This window comes from Sphingobium sp. FW306-1B-F04DB (genome assembly GCF_058781925.1).
In genome coordinates this window covers 20,447-35,272 of record NZ_JBYSXE010000008.1, presented here as the reverse complement: position 1 = coordinate 35,272, position 14,826 = coordinate 20,447, and the positions used below count along the sequence as shown (strand labels likewise).

The window sequence follows — 14,826 nt, the reverse complement described above, 5'->3', positions numbered from 1 at the left end:
CGGATATCGTGCTGGCTACAATTGACATTGTTGCAAATGGGGTTTGTCCCGATTGGCGGCATCGAGTCCGACAGCTACTATTGGGCCCGCAGCAGTCTTCTCCCCTAAGCCATTGGCGACTTCCTCCCCCGCCGCCAATGGCTTCTTTGTCGGGTGCATCCGAGTCGTCCGGAGCGGCGCTGCCGGCCGGTACGCACCGTTCGGTTCGCCGGATATCGCATGCTCTGGGGGAAATCAGGGCACCCCCTCCAGACTTTCACTGATATCAGGCGTGTGCTCGGCCACTTAACGTCTCGGTGATGAGGAGGGCCGTCCAATGCTCGCCTGCCGCTTGACGAAGAAATCGGCCTGCACCGGCGCGATGCTGGGCGTACTGCTCTCGCTGGGACAGCAGGCGTCTGCGGCTCCCGATCGGCCGGTTGTCGAAATGACCGACGATGCGCAGCAGCTTGCGGATGCGGGCGTGGAGGCCGACAAGGAGCGCGCCAAGAAGACGGACCTGCTGATCGTCCCGATCCCGCAATCCAGCCCGACATTGGGATCGGGGATCACGCTGGCGGGCATCCTCTTTTACAACCCCAACCAGTCGAAGGATCCCTGGATTTCGGGGGTCGGCGCCATGTACACCAGCAACAAGAGCTGGGGTGTGGCGGCGTTCCACAGCATGGCGCTGGCGAAGGACCGCATACGCGTGCTCGCGTTGGGCGGCTATGCCGACGTCAATGTCGAATTTTTCGGCGTCGGGCCCAATGCGGGCGATCGCGACGTCTCGATCGAGATCAACGACAAGGGCTATCTGGCGCTGCTGCAGGGCCAATATCGCATCGCGCCCAATGTCTATCTCGGTGCGCGCTACCAGTATCTGGACCTCAGCTCGAGCGTCCGGCGCGACAATCCGCGTTTTCCGGAAATCGAGATTCCGGTGAGGGAATTTGACAGCAAGCTTTCGGCCATCGGGCCGATCGTCACCTATGACAGCCGCGACAATCAGCTGAATCCGCAAAAGGGCGTCTATGGGACCGCGCTGGCGATGTTCAACATCAGGGATCTGGGCAGCGACTTCTCGCACGAGAAGGTGCAGGTCAAGGCGAGCGCCTATCTGCCCGTCAACGAAGGACAGGTGCTCGCTGTTCATGGCGCGGTCTGCGGCGTGTCCACGGGTGGCCCGTTCTACGATCTGTGCCTGTATGGGCAGGGAAACGACCTTCGGGGCTATGAAATGGGGCGTTATCGCGACCGCGCCTCCTGGGCGACGCAGGTCGAGCTGCGCCAGCACCTGTTCGGCAAGTTCGGCGCGGTGTTTTTCGGCGGCGTTGGCGGGATCGCCCCCAATATCGGCGATCTTGGCGATAGCAAGATATTGCCCGCGGTCGGGTTCGGCCTGCGTTACCGCGCCTCCAAATCGGCGGGCATCAACCTGCGGCTCGATTATGCCGTGGGCAAGGATTCGAACGCGCTCTATTTCAGCGTCGGCGAAGCCTTCTGAGCGTCGTCACCCTCGCGGCCCCCGTCCGATCCGGTCGCCTCATCCACGACCCAGTCCCTGAAATGCCGGAACATCGGATTGGCGATGCGGTCGGGGGGATAGACCAGATAATAGGCCTGCTCCCCCGAGATCGGCAGCGCAAAGGGGCAGGCGAGCGCGCCTGATTTCAGCTCGGGCTCGATCAGGAAGCTCGGGATCAGCGCAACACCCGCGCCCGCCGCCGCCGCCTGGGCGAGCATCAGGAAATGCTCGAAGCTCGGCCCCACCGCAGGCGTCGCCGCGGCGACTCCTGCGCGTTCGAACCATTGCGCCCAGGCATTGCGGCGCGATGACTGGACGAGCAGCGGCAGCCGCGCGAGGTCGGCGGGGGTCTCGATCGCGTGTTCGGCGAGCAGCGCGGGCGCGGTGACAGGGATCGCCTCCTCGCGAAACAGCAGGTCGTGCTCGACGCGCGGCCAGTCGGGCAGGCCGAAATGGATCGCCGCGTCGAAATGTTCATCGGCGAAGTCGAACTCGTCCGATCGTGCGAGGAAGTTGACGATCAGCCCGGGATGGCGCTCGGTCAGGCGCGGCAGGCGCGGCGCGAGCCAGCGCATCCCGAAACTGGGCAGGGTCGCGATCGACAGTTCGCGCTCGGGCCGGCGTTCGAGCGCGCGCGCGGTGGCGCGGCGAATCCGCTCAAGCGCGGGCATGATCGCATCCGCATAGTCGCGGCCCTCGGCGCTCAGGGAAACGCGCCGGCCCCTGCGCTCGAACAGCGATGTCTGCAACCAGTCTTCCAGATGCGCGATCTGTCGGCTGACCGCACTCTGCGTCAGCCCGACTTCCTCGCCTGCGCGCGAAAAGCTGCCATGCCGCGCCGCAGCCGCGAAACAGTGCAGCGCGGCCATCGGCGGCAAGAGCCGTCTTGATGCGTCACTCATTCCAAATGCTCATATAAACATGCGGCTTTGTCGTTTTGTGCCCTGCACGCGGTGGTGCAGGGATCGTCATATCCCGTGGAGGCGTATATGACGAGTTCGAATGAAAGCGTGATCCTGAAACTGGCGGCCTCGGTGCTCGGCATCGACGCGGCGCAGGCGGCGATCGCCAAGCTCGAGCTCGATCCGGCGCTCGACAGCGCCGGCGCGGCGATCGTTTCGCGCGCGAGCTTCGCGATGGCGCTGAACGTGGTGCTGTTCGACGATCTGCTGCGGCGGGTTCCCACGGGTGCGGCCTATGTCGCAGATGTGACCGCGGGCGGGGGCAGGGTGTTCTTCGATCATGGCGCGCTGCGCACGATCCGCTTCGCCGACGGCCCCACCGGCGCGCTGCCCGCGGGTGAGGAAGCCTTTGCGCGCATCCTCAAACCGCTCGGCTACAGCGTCGCCAATGTCTACCCGCTGCCCCGACTGGGGATGACCGGCCGCGCCTGGTGTCATCTCGATGCGCCCGAGAGCATTCCCCAGTTCTTCGTGAGCGAGCTGCATGTCGAGCGGTTCGGACCCGAATTCGAGGCCGTCGCGCGCCGCGTTTTCGGCAAAGCGCGCGATCCGCTGGGCGAGAAGGCGAAGGCGGCACTGGCGCAGTTCGATGCCGCGGCGGCCGTGCCCTTTGCGTTGGCCGAGGCGGCGTTGCCCGAGATCGTCGCGGCCTTTGGCTGCCATCACGACACGCCCACGCTCGCCGATTACGAGGCGCTGCTCGCGCACTCGTCCGAGGCCGCGTGGATCGCGACCGAGGGCAATGCCTTCAACCACGCGACCGATCGCGTCGCCGATGTCGAGGCGCTCGCCGAGGCGCAGCGTGCGCTCGGCCGGCCGATGAAGGACGCGGTCGAGGTGTCGGCGAGCGGCCGCGTGCGCCAGACCGCCTTCCGCGCCGATCAGGTCGAACGCAGCTTTGTCGACCGCGACGGCGCGATGGTGACGCTCAGCGTTCCCGGTTCCTTCTACGAATTCATCACGCGCGACATGGATCCATCGACGGGCAGGCTCGACCTCGGCTTCGACAGTAGCAATGCGCAGGGCATCTTCGCGATGACCAAGGCCGCATGAGTAATCTGCTCATGGCGCTGGCCGAGGCGATCGGTGCGGCGCATGTTCTCGCCGATCGTGCCGATGTCGCGCGCTATGAAGTGGATGGCCGCCAGCCGACGGGCCGCGCACTGGCGGTGCTGCGGCCCGCGAGCACGCAACAGGTTTCCGCGATCCTGCACCTCGCCGCCGAACATGGCGTGATGGTCGTGCCGCAGGGTGCGCGCACGGGACTGGTAGGCGCGGGTGTCGCCGACGATCGCGGCGATACGCTGATCCTCAGCCTCGAAAGGCTTGCGCGCCCGCCCGAGATCGACGCGGTCAACCGCACCGTCACGACCGATGCGGGCGTGCTGCTCTCGACGGTCAACGATGCGGCGGCGGAGCATGGATTGTTCTTCCCGATCGATCTCGGCGCCGATCCGTCGGTGGGCGGGATGATCGGCGCCAATACCGGCGGCGCGCGCTTCCTGCGTTATGGCGATGTGCGCCGCAATCTGCTCGGACTTCAGGTCGTGCTTGCCGATGGCGAAGGCACGGTGCTCGAGCTCGGCGGCGCGCTATGGAAGAACAATGTCGGGCTCGATCTCAAGCAGCTCTTCACCGGCGCGTCGGGATCGCTCGGCGTGATCACGCGCGCGACGCTTGCGCTCCAGCCCCGGCCGACCGCGCAGGTCACCGCGCTCGTAGCACTCCGACGCCCCGACGCGGCACTTGAACTGCTCGCACTGCTTGAGGCGCGCTTCGGCACACTGATCACCGCGTTCGAGGGCATGTCTGCCCCCGCGCTCGATGCGGCCTTCGCGCATGTCGCGCGGCTCAGAAATCCCTTTCCGGGGGCGCTGCCGCCCTATGCCGTGCTGGTCGAGCTGTCGAGCGGTCCGGTGCTTGACGAGGATGCGCTCGAAAATGCGCTGGGCGAGGCGCTGGCCGGGATCATGGAGCGCGCCGACTCGCCGATCATCGACATCGCGATCGATCGCCGCGACGCGCTCTGGGCGATCCGCCACGCGATCCCCGAAGGCCTGCGCGCCTCGGGGCAGGTCGTCGCGTGCGACATTGCGCTGCGCCGCGGCGACGTCATGCGCTTCCGCGCCGAGGCGCTGGCCGAGATCGGAGCACGCTGGCCCGGACTGAGCGTCCATGATTTCGGGCATGTGGGCGACGGCGGCCTGCACTTCAACATGGTCTGGCCGCGCGCCAATGGGCCGCTCGACCTTGGAGTGACGGCGGCGGTGCACGATCATGTCTTCGCCAAGGTCGTCGAGCAGTTCGGCGGCAGCTTCAGCGCCGAGCATGGCATCGGCCCCCGCAACATCCGTCACTATGCGCGCTTCGTCCCCGAGCCGGTCCGCCGCATGGCGGGGGACATCCAGCATCTGGTCGCGCCGCATGCGCTCGGCCGCGTCGATTTCGGATCAATCAGTACAGAGGAAGAATAGAGAGAATGTCGGACAGGATCATGGCGGTCTATAACCGCGCACCCGTGGTGTTCGAACGTGGCGTGGGCCCGTGGCTCTACACGCAGGACGGCGAAGCCTGGCTCGATTGCGTCGCGGGTATCGCGACCAACGGTCTCGGCCACGCCAACCCCAGGCTCGTCGCCGCGCTTACCGAGCAGGCGGGCAAGATCTGGCACCTGTCCAACATCTTCCGCATCCCCGGTCAGGAAGAGCTCGCCGAGCGGCTGACCGCCAACAGCTTCGCCGATGTCGTCTTCTTCGGCAATTCGGGCTCGGAGGCGATCGAGTGCGCGCTCAAGACCGCGCGCAAATATCACGCCGCCAATGGCCAGCCCGAGCGCATCGACGTGATCGGCTTTGGCGGCTCGTTCCACGGCCGCACCTATGCAGCGGTCAACGCCTCGGGCAACGCGACCTATCTCGACGGCTTTGGCCCGCGCCTGCCTGGCTTCACCCAGCTGAGCGTCGACGACATGGACGCAATTGCCGAGGCGATCGCACGCCCCACGGCCGCGGCGCTCATCGTCGAGCCCGTCCAGGGCGAGGGCGGCGCGCGCGCGCTTTCGGGCGAATGGCTGCTCGAGGTGCGCCGCCGCTGCACCGAGGCGGGCGTCCTCCTCATCTATGACGAGGTCCAGTCGGGCATGGGCCGCACGGGCAAGCTGTTCGCGCACCAGTGGTTTCCGGGCGCCGAGCCCGACATCATGGCGGTCGCGAAAGCCTTGGGCGGCGGCTTCCCCGTCGGCGCCTGCCTCGCGACCGCCGAGGCCGCCAAGGGGATGACCTTCGGCGCGCATGGCTCGACCTTCGGCGGCAATCCGCTCGCCATGGCCGTCGGCATCGCCGCATTCGACGAGATCGCGCGCCCCGAGACGCTCGCCCATGCCGCGAAGGTCGCCGAGGTGCTGTCCGCAGGGCTGCGCGACATCGCCGCGCGTTACAGCGACATCATCGTCGATGTGCGTGGCAAGGGCCTGCTGATCGGCGTCAAGATGGTCACAAACAACCGCGAGTTCATGGCCGCTGCGCGCGACCAGAAGCTGCTCGTGGCGGGTGGCGGTGAAAACTGCGTGCGCCTGCTGCCGCCGCTCAACATGCCCCTCGAGGACGCCCGCGAAGCGCTGGTCCGCTTCGAGGCGACCTGCGCCGCGGTCCGCGCGACGCTTGCCAACGCGGCCTGATGCTCTTCGCGAGGCCGGGGCTGTCGCGCCGGCCTTGCTTTCCATCATCACAATTGCCAGCTTCCGGGCGATCCGCGCCGATGTCCCGGTGATCGATAACCGCGCGATAAGGGTGAACCAATGACCGACCTCTACATCAACGGGCACTGGAATGGCGGCCGCGGCGAGCCCTTCGCCTCGCTCGATCCCGCGACGGGCGATCAGGTCTGGCATGGCCGTGCCGCGACGATCGAGGACTGCGCCGCCGCGATTGCCGCCGCGCGCGCGGCTTTTCCGGGCTGGGCGGAAACACCGCTCGATGAGCGCATCGCCGTGGTGAAGCGCTTCGCCGAGCAGCTTGAGCGCCGCAAGCCTGCCTTTGCCGAGGCGATTTCGCGCGAGACGGGCAAGGCCCTGTGGGAAACCACCGCAGAGATCGGATCGATGATCGCCAAGGTCGGCGTCTCGATCGCCGCTTATTCCGAGCGCACCGGCACGCGCGAGGCGGCAATGGATTTCGGCCGCGCGGTGCTGCGCCACCGGCCGCATGGCGTGATGGTGGTGCTCGGTCCGTACAACTTCCCCGGGCACCTGCCCAACGGCCATATCGTTCCCGCGCTGATCGCGGGCGACACCGTCGTCTTCAAGCCCTCCGAGCTCACCCCGCATACCGGTCAGCTGATGGCCGAGGCCTGGGCCGCGGCGGGGCTTCCCGCGGGCGTCTTCAACCTCGTCCAGGGTGGACGCGACACGGGGCAGGCGCTGATCGCGGGCGATATCGACGGGCTGCTCTTCACCGGATCGGCCGCGGCGGGCACCTATTTCCGGCGCTTCTTTGCGGACAAGCCACACGTCATCCTCGCGCTCGAGCTGGGGGGCAACAACCCGCTCATCGCGTGGGACGGCGATCCGCAGGCGACCGCGTCGATCATCGTCCAGTCGGCCTTCATCACCACGGGCCAGCGCTGCTCGTGCGCGCGTCGCCTTATCGTCCCCAAGGGCGCGCATGGCGATGCGGTGATCGAAGCGACCGCGGCGATGGCACAGCGGCTGCGCATCGGCGCGTGGAACGACAATCAGGAGCCCTTCATGGGCCCGCTCATCGCCAACGCGCCCGCCGCGCATGCGCTTGAGGCGGTGAAAGCACTCGAGGGGCGGGGTGCGAAGACCGTGCTGCCCTTCAGGATCCTCGATCGTTCGCCCGCCTTCGTCACCCCCGCGATGCTCGACGTCACAGGCGTCGATACGCCCGATGCCGAGATCTTCGCGCCGATCCTGCAGGTAACGCGCGTCGCCGATTTCGACGCGGCGGTTCAGGCTGCGAACAACACCGCCTTCGGACTGTCGGCCGGGCTCATCAGCGACGAGGATGCACTGTGGCAGAAATTCCTGAGCCGCGCGCGCGCGGGCGTCATCAACCGCAACCGGCCGACCACAGGCGCTGCCTCCAACATGCCCTTTGGCGGGCTTGGCGAGTCGGGCAACCACCGGCCGAGCGCCTATTACGCCGCGGACTATTGCGCCTATCCGGTCGCCAGCTTCGAGGCGGACAGCGCCGTCGACCAGAGCACGGCGATCAGGGGGCTCGACTGAATGACGGGCTGGCCTCGGGCCGACGCGCTGCGTAAGGCGTAGCGCGTCACAACCCGGCGAAGAGAGAATCATGGCCATCGAACCGCCCGTCCAGCCCGTGCTCCCGATCGTCGGCGGTGGCCGCTTTCCGGTGGGGCGCATCTTCTGCGTCGGGCGCAACTATGCCGAGCACGCGAAGGAAATGGGCGACGCGGTGGCCGAACCGCCCTTTTTCTTCATCAAGCCCGCCAGCTGCCTGCCGACGACGCCGGGCAAACTGCCCTATCCGCCGCGGACGCACGACCTGCACCATGAGGTAGAGCTGGTCGTGGCACTCGAACTGGGCGGCGCCGACATCGCCGAAGAGGACGCGCTGCGCCACGTCTTCGGCTATGCCGTAGGACTCGACATGACGCGGCGCGACCTGCAGGGCGCCGCCAAGGATAAGCGCCGCCCCTGGGACATGGGCAAGAGCTTCGATGCCGCCGCGCCCGTCGGCGCGATCACTCCCTCAGCCGACGCGGGCGACCTGAGTGATGCCGCGATCAGTCTCTTGGTCGATGGCGCGATGCGTCAGAGCGGCCGAACATCGGAGATGCTGTGGAACGTCCCCGCGATCATCGCCGAGCTTTCGACCTATATCCGGCTGATGCCGGGCGACCTGATCTTCACGGGCACCCCCGCGGGCGTGGGGGCGGTCGTGCGCGGCAACCGGCTCGAAGCGCGGGTCGAGGGGCTGACGCCGCTCGAGGTCGAGATCGTATAGCGCGCCGGTCGTGCCGTTCGCCCCGTTCCGCTCGCTCGACGCATCTGTTACCCCGGCCGAATCATTTCGCGTGAGGGTTCGATGAGCGTCGTTGCTGCCTATCTCTATCGCAATGGCCAGCGGGTCGGACCCGTCTCGCTCGATCACCGCGTTGATTGTTCGTCGAACCGGGGCGAGTTCGTCTGGATCGGGCTGGTCGAGCCAGATGAGCAGGAACTGCGCGTGCTGCAGGAGAATTACGACCTGCATCCGCTTGCAGTCGAGGATGCGCTCAAGGCGCATCAGCTTCCCAAGGTCGATGTCTATGACGGCCAGCTTTTCGTCGTGGCACGGACCGCGCATCTCGAGGGCGAACATATCGCCTATGGCGAGACCGCCATCTTTCTCAGCAGGGATCATGTCATCACCGTGCGGCACGGTTCAGCGCGTGCGCATACCGAGTTACGCCGCCAACTCGAGGCGGCGCCGGCGCTGCTGACCCACGGCGTCGACTATGTGCTCCACGCGATCCTCGACTTCATCGTCGACGGCTATCTGCCGATCGTCGAGGCGATCGAGGAGGAGGTTCTCGAAATGGAGCAGCGCGCGCTCGACGCATTTCTCGATCGCGACGACGTGAAGCGCATTTTCACGTTGCGCCGCGAACTGATCCGGTTCCAGCGGGTGATCGGGCCGATGTCCGAAGTGTGCAGCAAGCTCGCCAATCTCGATCTGCCCTGCCTCGATCTCGAGGTGCGGCCCTATTTCCGCGACGTGCTCGATCATGTCCGCCGCGTCGAGACGATGGTGGGCAGCCTGCGTGAAGTCCTGACGTCGGTATTCGAGGTCAGCAATCTTCTCGAACAGCAGCGGCAGGGCAAAAGCACGCGCCAGCTCGCGGCCTGGGCGGCGATCCTTGCGGTGCCGACCGCTCTCGCGGGTATCTACGGAATGAACTTCGACAACATGCCCGAGCTCAGGACGCAATACGGCTATTTCGTCGTGGTCGGCGTGATGCTGTTCCTCTGTTCGGCGCTCTATATCCGGTTCAAGCGGACGCACTGGCTCTAGACCTTGATCGGTTCAGGCTGAATCAGCCTGAAGCGTGAATCAAGGTCTCAACTCTTTGAATAGAGCCTGATTCACGCTTTCGGCGGAAGCGCGAAGCGCTTCCACCTCAAACGATCAGGCTCTGGTCAGCGTTACGCCTCGATCGGCTCCAACCCGAGCCGGGGGATCTCGATCGCGGGGCAGCGGTCCATCACCACCTTCAGCCCCGCCGCCTCGGCGCGCGCGGCGGCGGCCTCGTTAATCACGCCAAGCTGCATCCAGACCGCCTTGGCACCCGCGGCGATCGCCTGATCGACCGCCTCGCCGGCCGCCTCCGGGCGGCGGAAGATGTCGACCATGTCGATCGGATCGCCGAGCTGCGACAGGTCGCGCCAGACGAATTCGCCGTGGACATGCTCGCCCGTGATCTGCGGATTGACCGGGATGACGCGGTAACCCCGGCTTTGCAGGAACGCCATCACCCGGTTGCTCGGCCGGTCTGGCCGGTCCGAAGCGCCGACGAGCGCGATGGTGCGCGTCTCACGCAGCAACTGGGCGATATCTTCGTCACGAGTCAGGCGCATGTGTCTCTCCTTCGTGGCACATGCCCTAAATGGTCAGGTCGCCGGTTGGTTCAACCAAGTCTGAAGCCGCGCGGCAATCGCGTGGAAGGCGGCACCCTCGGCGCCGTCACCCGCCGCGGGTGGTGTGCCAGCGTCCGACGCCTTGCGGATCGCGATGTCGAGCGGGATGCGGCCGAGGAAGGGATAGCCCATGCTGCCCGCGGCCGCCTCGGCGCCGCCGGTGCCGAAAGGGTCGGAGACCTCGCCGCAATGCGGGCATTGATAGCCCGCCATGTTCTCGACCAGGCCGATGATCGGGACGCCCGCCTGGTTGAACAGGTCAATCGCGCGCGTCGCGTCGAGCAGCGCCAGATCCTGCGGGGTCGAGACGATCAGCGCGCCCGCGGGCTTGTGCTTCTGGATCATCGAAAGCTGGACATCGCCCGTGCCGGGGGGCAGATCGGCGATCAGGACCTCGGCATCGCCCCAGTGCGCGTCGATCAACTGGCCGAGCGCATTGCCCGCCATCGGCCCGCGCCACGCGATCGCCTGTCCCGGCTTCACGAGATGGCCCAGTGACAGCATCGGGATGCCATAGCGGCTGTCGATGGGGATCAGTTTCTGGTCCTCGGCGTGCGGCCGCTCTCCCTCGGTCCCCATCAGCCGCGGCTGTGAGGGGCCATAGATATCGGCATCGATCAGTCCAACCTTGATACCTGCCGCCTTGAGTGCGATCGCCAGATTGGCCGCGACGGTCGACTTGCCGACGCCGCCCTTGCCGCTGCCGACGACGATCAGGCGGCGGTCCTTCTTCTCGCTCGTCATTGCGATGCGGACCTCGCTCACCTCGGGCAGCGCGAGCAATGCGGCCTTGATATCGCCCTCCATTTGCAGTCGCTCCTCGCCCGAAAGCCCGGTCACGTCGAGGATCAGGCTGGCGCGGCCTTCGCTCAGTCGGGGAGCGGCAGCGCGGTTTGCGGAGATGGGAGCGATGGCGGCCAAAAGGCGGTCGGTATCGGTCATGTGCGCCAAATAGGCAGAGTTTCGGGCAATGCCACTGTTTTTCCGGAAAGCGCTTCTTATAATGGGCGTCATGAACAAAAATTTGGGGTGGTTTGCGTCGCTGAACGCAATGCTGAATGAAGGTGGCGGCGGCCCATGGGGCGGCGGCAAGGGCTCTGGCGGCGGTTCGGGCGGCGGCGATCGTCCGCCCAGCCCGTGGAGCAGGCCCCCCGAAGGCGGGCGCCCGCGCGGGAATCGCGGCGGCCCGGGGCCGTCGGCGGCGGACCAGATCGCGGCCAAGCTGCGCGAGCTCTTCGGCGGCGGAGGCGGCTTCTCGCGCCCCGGCGGGAAACCCGTCTGGCCCTATATCGTGCTTGCCTTCATCCTGGTGTGGATCGCGCTCACGAGCGTCCACCGGATCGGCCCCGAACAGGCGGGCGTCATCACCCAGTTCGGCAAATATTCGCGTACGCTGCCGCCCGGCGTCGGCTTCTCGCTGCCCGCGCCGATCGAGCGCGTCGAAAAACTCGATATCCAGGCGATCCGCACGATCCAGATCGGGCAGGCGAGCGGCAACCAGGACAATCTGGTGCTGACCGGCGACCAGAATCTGATCGACCTCGCCTATACCGTGCGCTGGAACATCAAGCCCGGCGCCGCGGAGCAATATCTCTTCCAGCTGGCCGAGCCCGAGCAGACGATTTCGGAGGTGGCCGAAAGCGCGATGCGTGCGGTGGTCGCCAACTTCACGCTGATCGAGGCGATCGGCCCCGGCCGTACCGCGATGGAACAGCAGGTGCAGTTGGCGATGCAGCGCATCCTCGACGATTATAAGGCGGGCGTGCAGATCCAGGGCATCTCGATCAGCCAGGCCGATCCGCCAGGTGCGGTCAACGAGGCGTTCAAGCGCGTGACTTCGGCGCAGCAGGAGGTTGAGTCCAACCTCAACGGCGCGCGCGCCTATGCGCAGCAAATCACCGCGCGCGCACAGGGCGAGGCCGCCGCGTTCGACAAGGTCTATGAACAGTACCGGCTCTCGCCCGAGGTGACACGCCGTCGCATGTATTACGAAACGATGGAAAAGGTTCTCTCCAAGGTGGACAAGACCGTGATCGAGGCGCCCGGGGTCACGCCCTATCTGCCGCTGCCCGAGATCAAGAAGCGCGCGCGGACCGCGACGACGGTGGAGGCAGGACAATGAGCCTGATCGAACGCATCGGCCGCTATCCGATCCAGACAGCGTTGTTTGCCATTGCCTTGCTCATCCTGATCACGAGCACCTTCTCAGTGGTTCCGGAGACGCGTCAGGGCGTCGTGCTCCGCTTCGGCGAGCCCGTGCGCATCATCAATCCCTACGACCCGAAGGAAAGCTTTGGCCGCTCCGAAGCGGGCCTGATCGCGAAGGTTCCGTTCATCGAGAACATCACGTGGATCGACAAGCGCATCCTTTCGATCCCGATGGAGCGCCAGCAGGTGCTGTCGACCGACCAGCTCCGGCTGCAGGTCGATGCCTTTGCGCGCTTCCGCATCGTTGATCCGCTGCGGATGGTGATCACCGCGCAGAATACCGAGAACGTCGCCTCTGCGCTTCGACCGGTCCTCGGCTCCGCGCTGCGCAACGAACTCGGCAAGCGGCCCTTCGCCGCGCTGCTGAGTGCCGAGCGTGGGCAGGTGATGGACAATATCCAGGAAGGGCTCAACCGCGTCGCACGCCAATACGGCGCCGAGATCGTCGACGTCCGCATCAAGCGCGCGGACCTGCCCGAGGGTGCACCCCTTGAAAGTGCGCTCGAGCGGATGCGTACCGCGCGTGCGCAGGAGGCGTTGACCATCCAGGCGCAGGGGCTGAAGCAGGCGCAGATCATCCGCGCCCAGGCCGATGCCGATGCCGCGAAGACCTATGCGGGGGCGTTCGGCAAGGATCCCGACTTTTACGACTTCTATCGCGCTATGCAGTCCTATGAGCGCACCTTCGGTACCGACGGCTCGTCGCCCGAAGGCTCGTCGTCGATCATCCTTTCGCCCGACAATGCCTATCTCAAGGAGTTTCAGGGTCGGCGTTGAACATCGCCTATTCAATTTGCGTTAATCCGGCGCCCTCCAGCCTCGCGGGAAACCGCGCGAGGCTGGGATATCGCGCCAATCGGAGGAAAGTCGGAGGACTATGAACGTGCGCTACGCATATGCCATCACTACCGCGCTGCTCGTCGGCGGCGCGGCGATCACGATGGGCACCAATACCCCTGTCGGCGCCCAGACCGCCCAGAATGACGAGCGCGCGATGCTCGCCGCCGCGCCACGTGGCGCACCGATGAGTTTCGCCGACCTGACCGCGCGGCTCGCGCCCGCCGTGGTCAACATCTCGACCAAGCAGACCGTCCAGGTCCAGAACCAGAATCCGTTCGCGGGCACGCCCTTCCAGGACTTCTTCGGCCAGTTCGGCGGTGGCAGCAACAACGGCCGCCCGATCACGCGCGAGGCGCAGTCGCTTGGCTCGGGCTTCATCATCTCGGCCGACGGCTATGTTGTCACCAACAACCATGTCGTTGCCCCGGGCAATCGCACTGCGGTCGTGGAATCGATCACGGTGACGCTGCCCGACCGCAAGGAGTACGAGGCGAAGCTCATCGGCCGCGATCCCGCGTCGGACCTCGCGCTGCTCAAGATCAACGCGACCAACCTGCCCTTCGTGAAGTTCGGCGATTCGACGCAGACGCGCGTTGGCGACTGGGTGGTCGCGATCGGCAATCCCTTCGGCCTTGGCGGCACCGTCACCGCGGGCATCGTCTCGTCGATCCATCGCAACACCGGGCAGGGCGGCGCCTATGACCGCTATATCCAGACCGATGCCGCGATCAATTTCGGCAATTCGGGTGGCCCGATGTTCGACCTCGACGGCAACGTCATCGGCATCAACTCGGCGATCTTCTCGCCCACCGGCGGCAATGTCGGCATCGGCTTCGCGATCCCCGCGGAACAGGCCAAGCCGATCATCGATACGCTCAAGGCGGGCGCGCGCGTCCAGCGCGGCTATCTCGGCGTCGGCCTCCAGCCGATCGACGAGAACATCGCTGCCTCGCTGGGCCTGCCCAAGAATGTCGGTGAGCTGATCGCGCGCGTCGAGCCCAATGAGGGCGCGGCAAAGGCGGGCATCCAGCAGGGCGACGTCATCACCAAGGTGAACAACACCTCGGTGACGCCCGACAACACGCTCTCCTTCCTGGTCGCAAACACCAAGCCGGGCACGCGGATTCCGATCGAGCTCTATCGCAACGGCAAGCGCATGACGGTCACCGCCACGGTCGGCCAGCGCCCGCCCGAGGAACAGCTCGCCGCCAATTTCGCGGGTCCTGACGGCGAAGCGACCGAACCCGATACCGACACCGGCGCGCAGGCGACGCGCGACGCGCTCGGTCTCGCGGTTCAGGCGCTGACCCCGCAGATCCAGCGCCAGCTGGGTCTCGCGCCTGATGTCCGCGGCGTCGTGGTCGGTGCGGTCGATCCGTCGAGCGACGCCGCGAATTCGGGCATCCAGCGCGGCGACCTCATCCTCTCGGCCAACCAGCGCCCCACGACAACAGCCGAGGAACTTAACGTCCAGGTGCGTGCGTCGCAGGCGGCCAACCGGCCCGTGCTGCTGCTCGTCCAGCCGCGTGGCTCGAGCGTTTCGCGCTATGTCGGCGTGAAGCTCAAGAGCCGCTGACGCGAAAAACGCCCGATTGTCGGCGCTTGTCGTCCCATATGCCCTGCCGCTAATAGGGCAGGGCATA

The 14,826-nt window shown here is 66.3% G+C and carries 13 protein-coding genes; 10 read left to right on the top strand and 3 right to left on the bottom strand.

Translation table 11 applies throughout. The features are described from left to right. Positions 1-316: 316 nt before the first annotated feature. Complete coding sequence (locus tag AC3WJD_RS06200; RefSeq protein WP_492745494.1) at positions 317-1,486, top strand: BamA/TamA family outer membrane protein; 1,170 nt, start codon at positions 317-319, stop codon at positions 1,484-1,486. On the opposite strand, the gene gcvA is transcribed toward AC3WJD_RS06200, so the two are convergent. Continuing rightward, a complete protein-coding gene (gcvA, locus tag AC3WJD_RS06195) occupies positions 1,459-2,409 on the bottom strand; it encodes a transcriptional regulator GcvA (RefSeq protein ID WP_492745493.1) in 951 nt (316 codons plus the stop codon). The two genes, AC3WJD_RS06200 and gcvA, sit on opposite strands and share 28 nt — an antisense overlap. Positions 2,410-2,496: 87 nt before the next feature. On the opposite strand from gcvA, the gene AC3WJD_RS06190 reads away from it, so the two are divergent. From AC3WJD_RS06190 to corA, 6 genes are all read left to right on the top strand, one after another. After that, entirely contained in the window at positions 2,497-3,522 is a 1,026-nt protein-coding gene (locus AC3WJD_RS06190) for a 2-oxoadipate dioxygenase/decarboxylase family protein (RefSeq protein ID WP_492745492.1), read from the top strand. Beyond that, positions 3,519-4,943 (top strand): FAD-binding oxidoreductase, encoded by a 1,425-nt coding sequence (locus AC3WJD_RS06185; RefSeq protein WP_492745490.1) that lies wholly within the window; start codon positions 3,519-3,521, stop codon positions 4,941-4,943. The genes AC3WJD_RS06190 and AC3WJD_RS06185 overlap by 4 nt, the downstream gene beginning before the upstream one ends. Positions 4,944-4,948: 5 nt before the next feature. Next, complete coding sequence (locus AC3WJD_RS06180; RefSeq protein ID WP_492745488.1) at positions 4,949-6,145, top strand: aspartate aminotransferase family protein; 1,197 nt, start codon at positions 4,949-4,951, stop codon at positions 6,143-6,145. A gap of 120 nt (positions 6,146-6,265) precedes the next feature. Further along, positions 6,266-7,717 (top strand): succinylglutamate-semialdehyde dehydrogenase, encoded by a 1,452-nt coding sequence (astD, locus tag AC3WJD_RS06175; protein ID WP_492745486.1) that lies wholly within the window; start codon positions 6,266-6,268, stop codon positions 7,715-7,717. 70 nt (positions 7,718-7,787) lie between these two features. After that, positions 7,788-8,462 carry a fumarylacetoacetate hydrolase family protein gene (locus tag AC3WJD_RS06170; protein WP_492745484.1) on the top strand — a complete coding sequence of 225 codons (675 nt, stop codon included), beginning with the start codon at positions 7,788-7,790 and terminating at the stop codon, positions 8,460-8,462. A gap of 81 nt (positions 8,463-8,543) precedes the next feature. Beyond that, positions 8,544-9,512, top strand: coding sequence for a magnesium/cobalt transporter CorA (gene corA / locus AC3WJD_RS06165; RefSeq protein ID WP_492745482.1), 969 nt, complete (start codon positions 8,544-8,546; stop codon positions 9,510-9,512). 131 nt (positions 9,513-9,643) lie between these two features. Here corA and AC3WJD_RS06160 read toward each other — a convergent pair whose 3' ends face one another. Continuing rightward, on the bottom strand, positions 9,644-10,075 hold the full coding sequence (locus AC3WJD_RS06160; protein WP_492745480.1) for a CoA-binding protein: 432 nt from the start codon (positions 10,073-10,075) through the stop codon (positions 9,644-9,646). 33 nt (positions 10,076-10,108) lie between these two features. After that, positions 10,109-11,077 carry an Mrp/NBP35 family ATP-binding protein gene (locus tag AC3WJD_RS06155; protein ID WP_492745479.1) on the bottom strand — a complete coding sequence of 323 codons (969 nt, stop codon included), beginning with the start codon at positions 11,075-11,077 and terminating at the stop codon, positions 10,109-10,111. Between the two features lie 70 nt (positions 11,078-11,147). On the opposite strand from AC3WJD_RS06155, the gene hflK reads away from it, so the two are divergent. From hflK to AC3WJD_RS06140, 3 genes are all read left to right on the top strand, one after another. Next, a complete protein-coding gene (gene hflK / locus AC3WJD_RS06150) occupies positions 11,148-12,257 on the top strand; it encodes a protease modulator HflK (protein WP_492745477.1) in 1,110 nt (369 codons plus the stop codon). Next, positions 12,254-13,120 (top strand): protease modulator HflC, encoded by an 867-nt coding sequence (gene hflC, locus AC3WJD_RS06145; protein ID WP_492745475.1) that lies wholly within the window; start codon positions 12,254-12,256, stop codon positions 13,118-13,120. The genes hflK and hflC overlap by 4 nt, the downstream gene beginning before the upstream one ends. Before the next feature lie 106 nt (positions 13,121-13,226). Next, positions 13,227-14,759, top strand: coding sequence for a Do family serine endopeptidase (locus tag AC3WJD_RS06140; protein ID WP_492745473.1), 1,533 nt, complete (start codon positions 13,227-13,229; stop codon positions 14,757-14,759). Positions 14,760-14,826 lie beyond the last annotated feature (67 nt).

Coding starts and splice junctions, on each gene's coding strand:
- AC3WJD_RS06200 (WP_492745494.1), top strand. CDS start 317: ATGCTCGCCTGCCGCTTGACGAAGAAATCGGCCTGCACCGGCGCGATG.
- gcvA (WP_492745493.1), bottom strand. CDS start 2,409: ATGAGTGACGCATCAAGACGGCTCTTGCCGCCGATGGCCGCGCTGCAC.
- AC3WJD_RS06190 (WP_492745492.1), top strand. CDS start 2,497: ATGACGAGTTCGAATGAAAGCGTGATCCTGAAACTGGCGGCCTCGGTG.
- AC3WJD_RS06185 (WP_492745490.1), top strand. CDS start 3,519: ATGAGTAATCTGCTCATGGCGCTGGCCGAGGCGATCGGTGCGGCGCAT.
- AC3WJD_RS06180 (WP_492745488.1), top strand. CDS start 4,949: ATGTCGGACAGGATCATGGCGGTCTATAACCGCGCACCCGTGGTGTTC.
- astD (WP_492745486.1), top strand. CDS start 6,266: ATGACCGACCTCTACATCAACGGGCACTGGAATGGCGGCCGCGGCGAG.
- AC3WJD_RS06170 (WP_492745484.1), top strand. CDS start 7,788: ATGGCCATCGAACCGCCCGTCCAGCCCGTGCTCCCGATCGTCGGCGGT.
- corA (WP_492745482.1), top strand. CDS start 8,544: ATGAGCGTCGTTGCTGCCTATCTCTATCGCAATGGCCAGCGGGTCGGA.
- AC3WJD_RS06160 (WP_492745480.1), bottom strand. CDS start 10,075: ATGCGCCTGACTCGTGACGAAGATATCGCCCAGTTGCTGCGTGAGACG.
- AC3WJD_RS06155 (WP_492745479.1), bottom strand. CDS start 11,077: ATGACCGATACCGACCGCCTTTTGGCCGCCATCGCTCCCATCTCCGCA.
- hflK (WP_492745477.1), top strand. CDS start 11,148: ATGAACAAAAATTTGGGGTGGTTTGCGTCGCTGAACGCAATGCTGAAT.
- hflC (WP_492745475.1), top strand. CDS start 12,254: ATGAGCCTGATCGAACGCATCGGCCGCTATCCGATCCAGACAGCGTTG.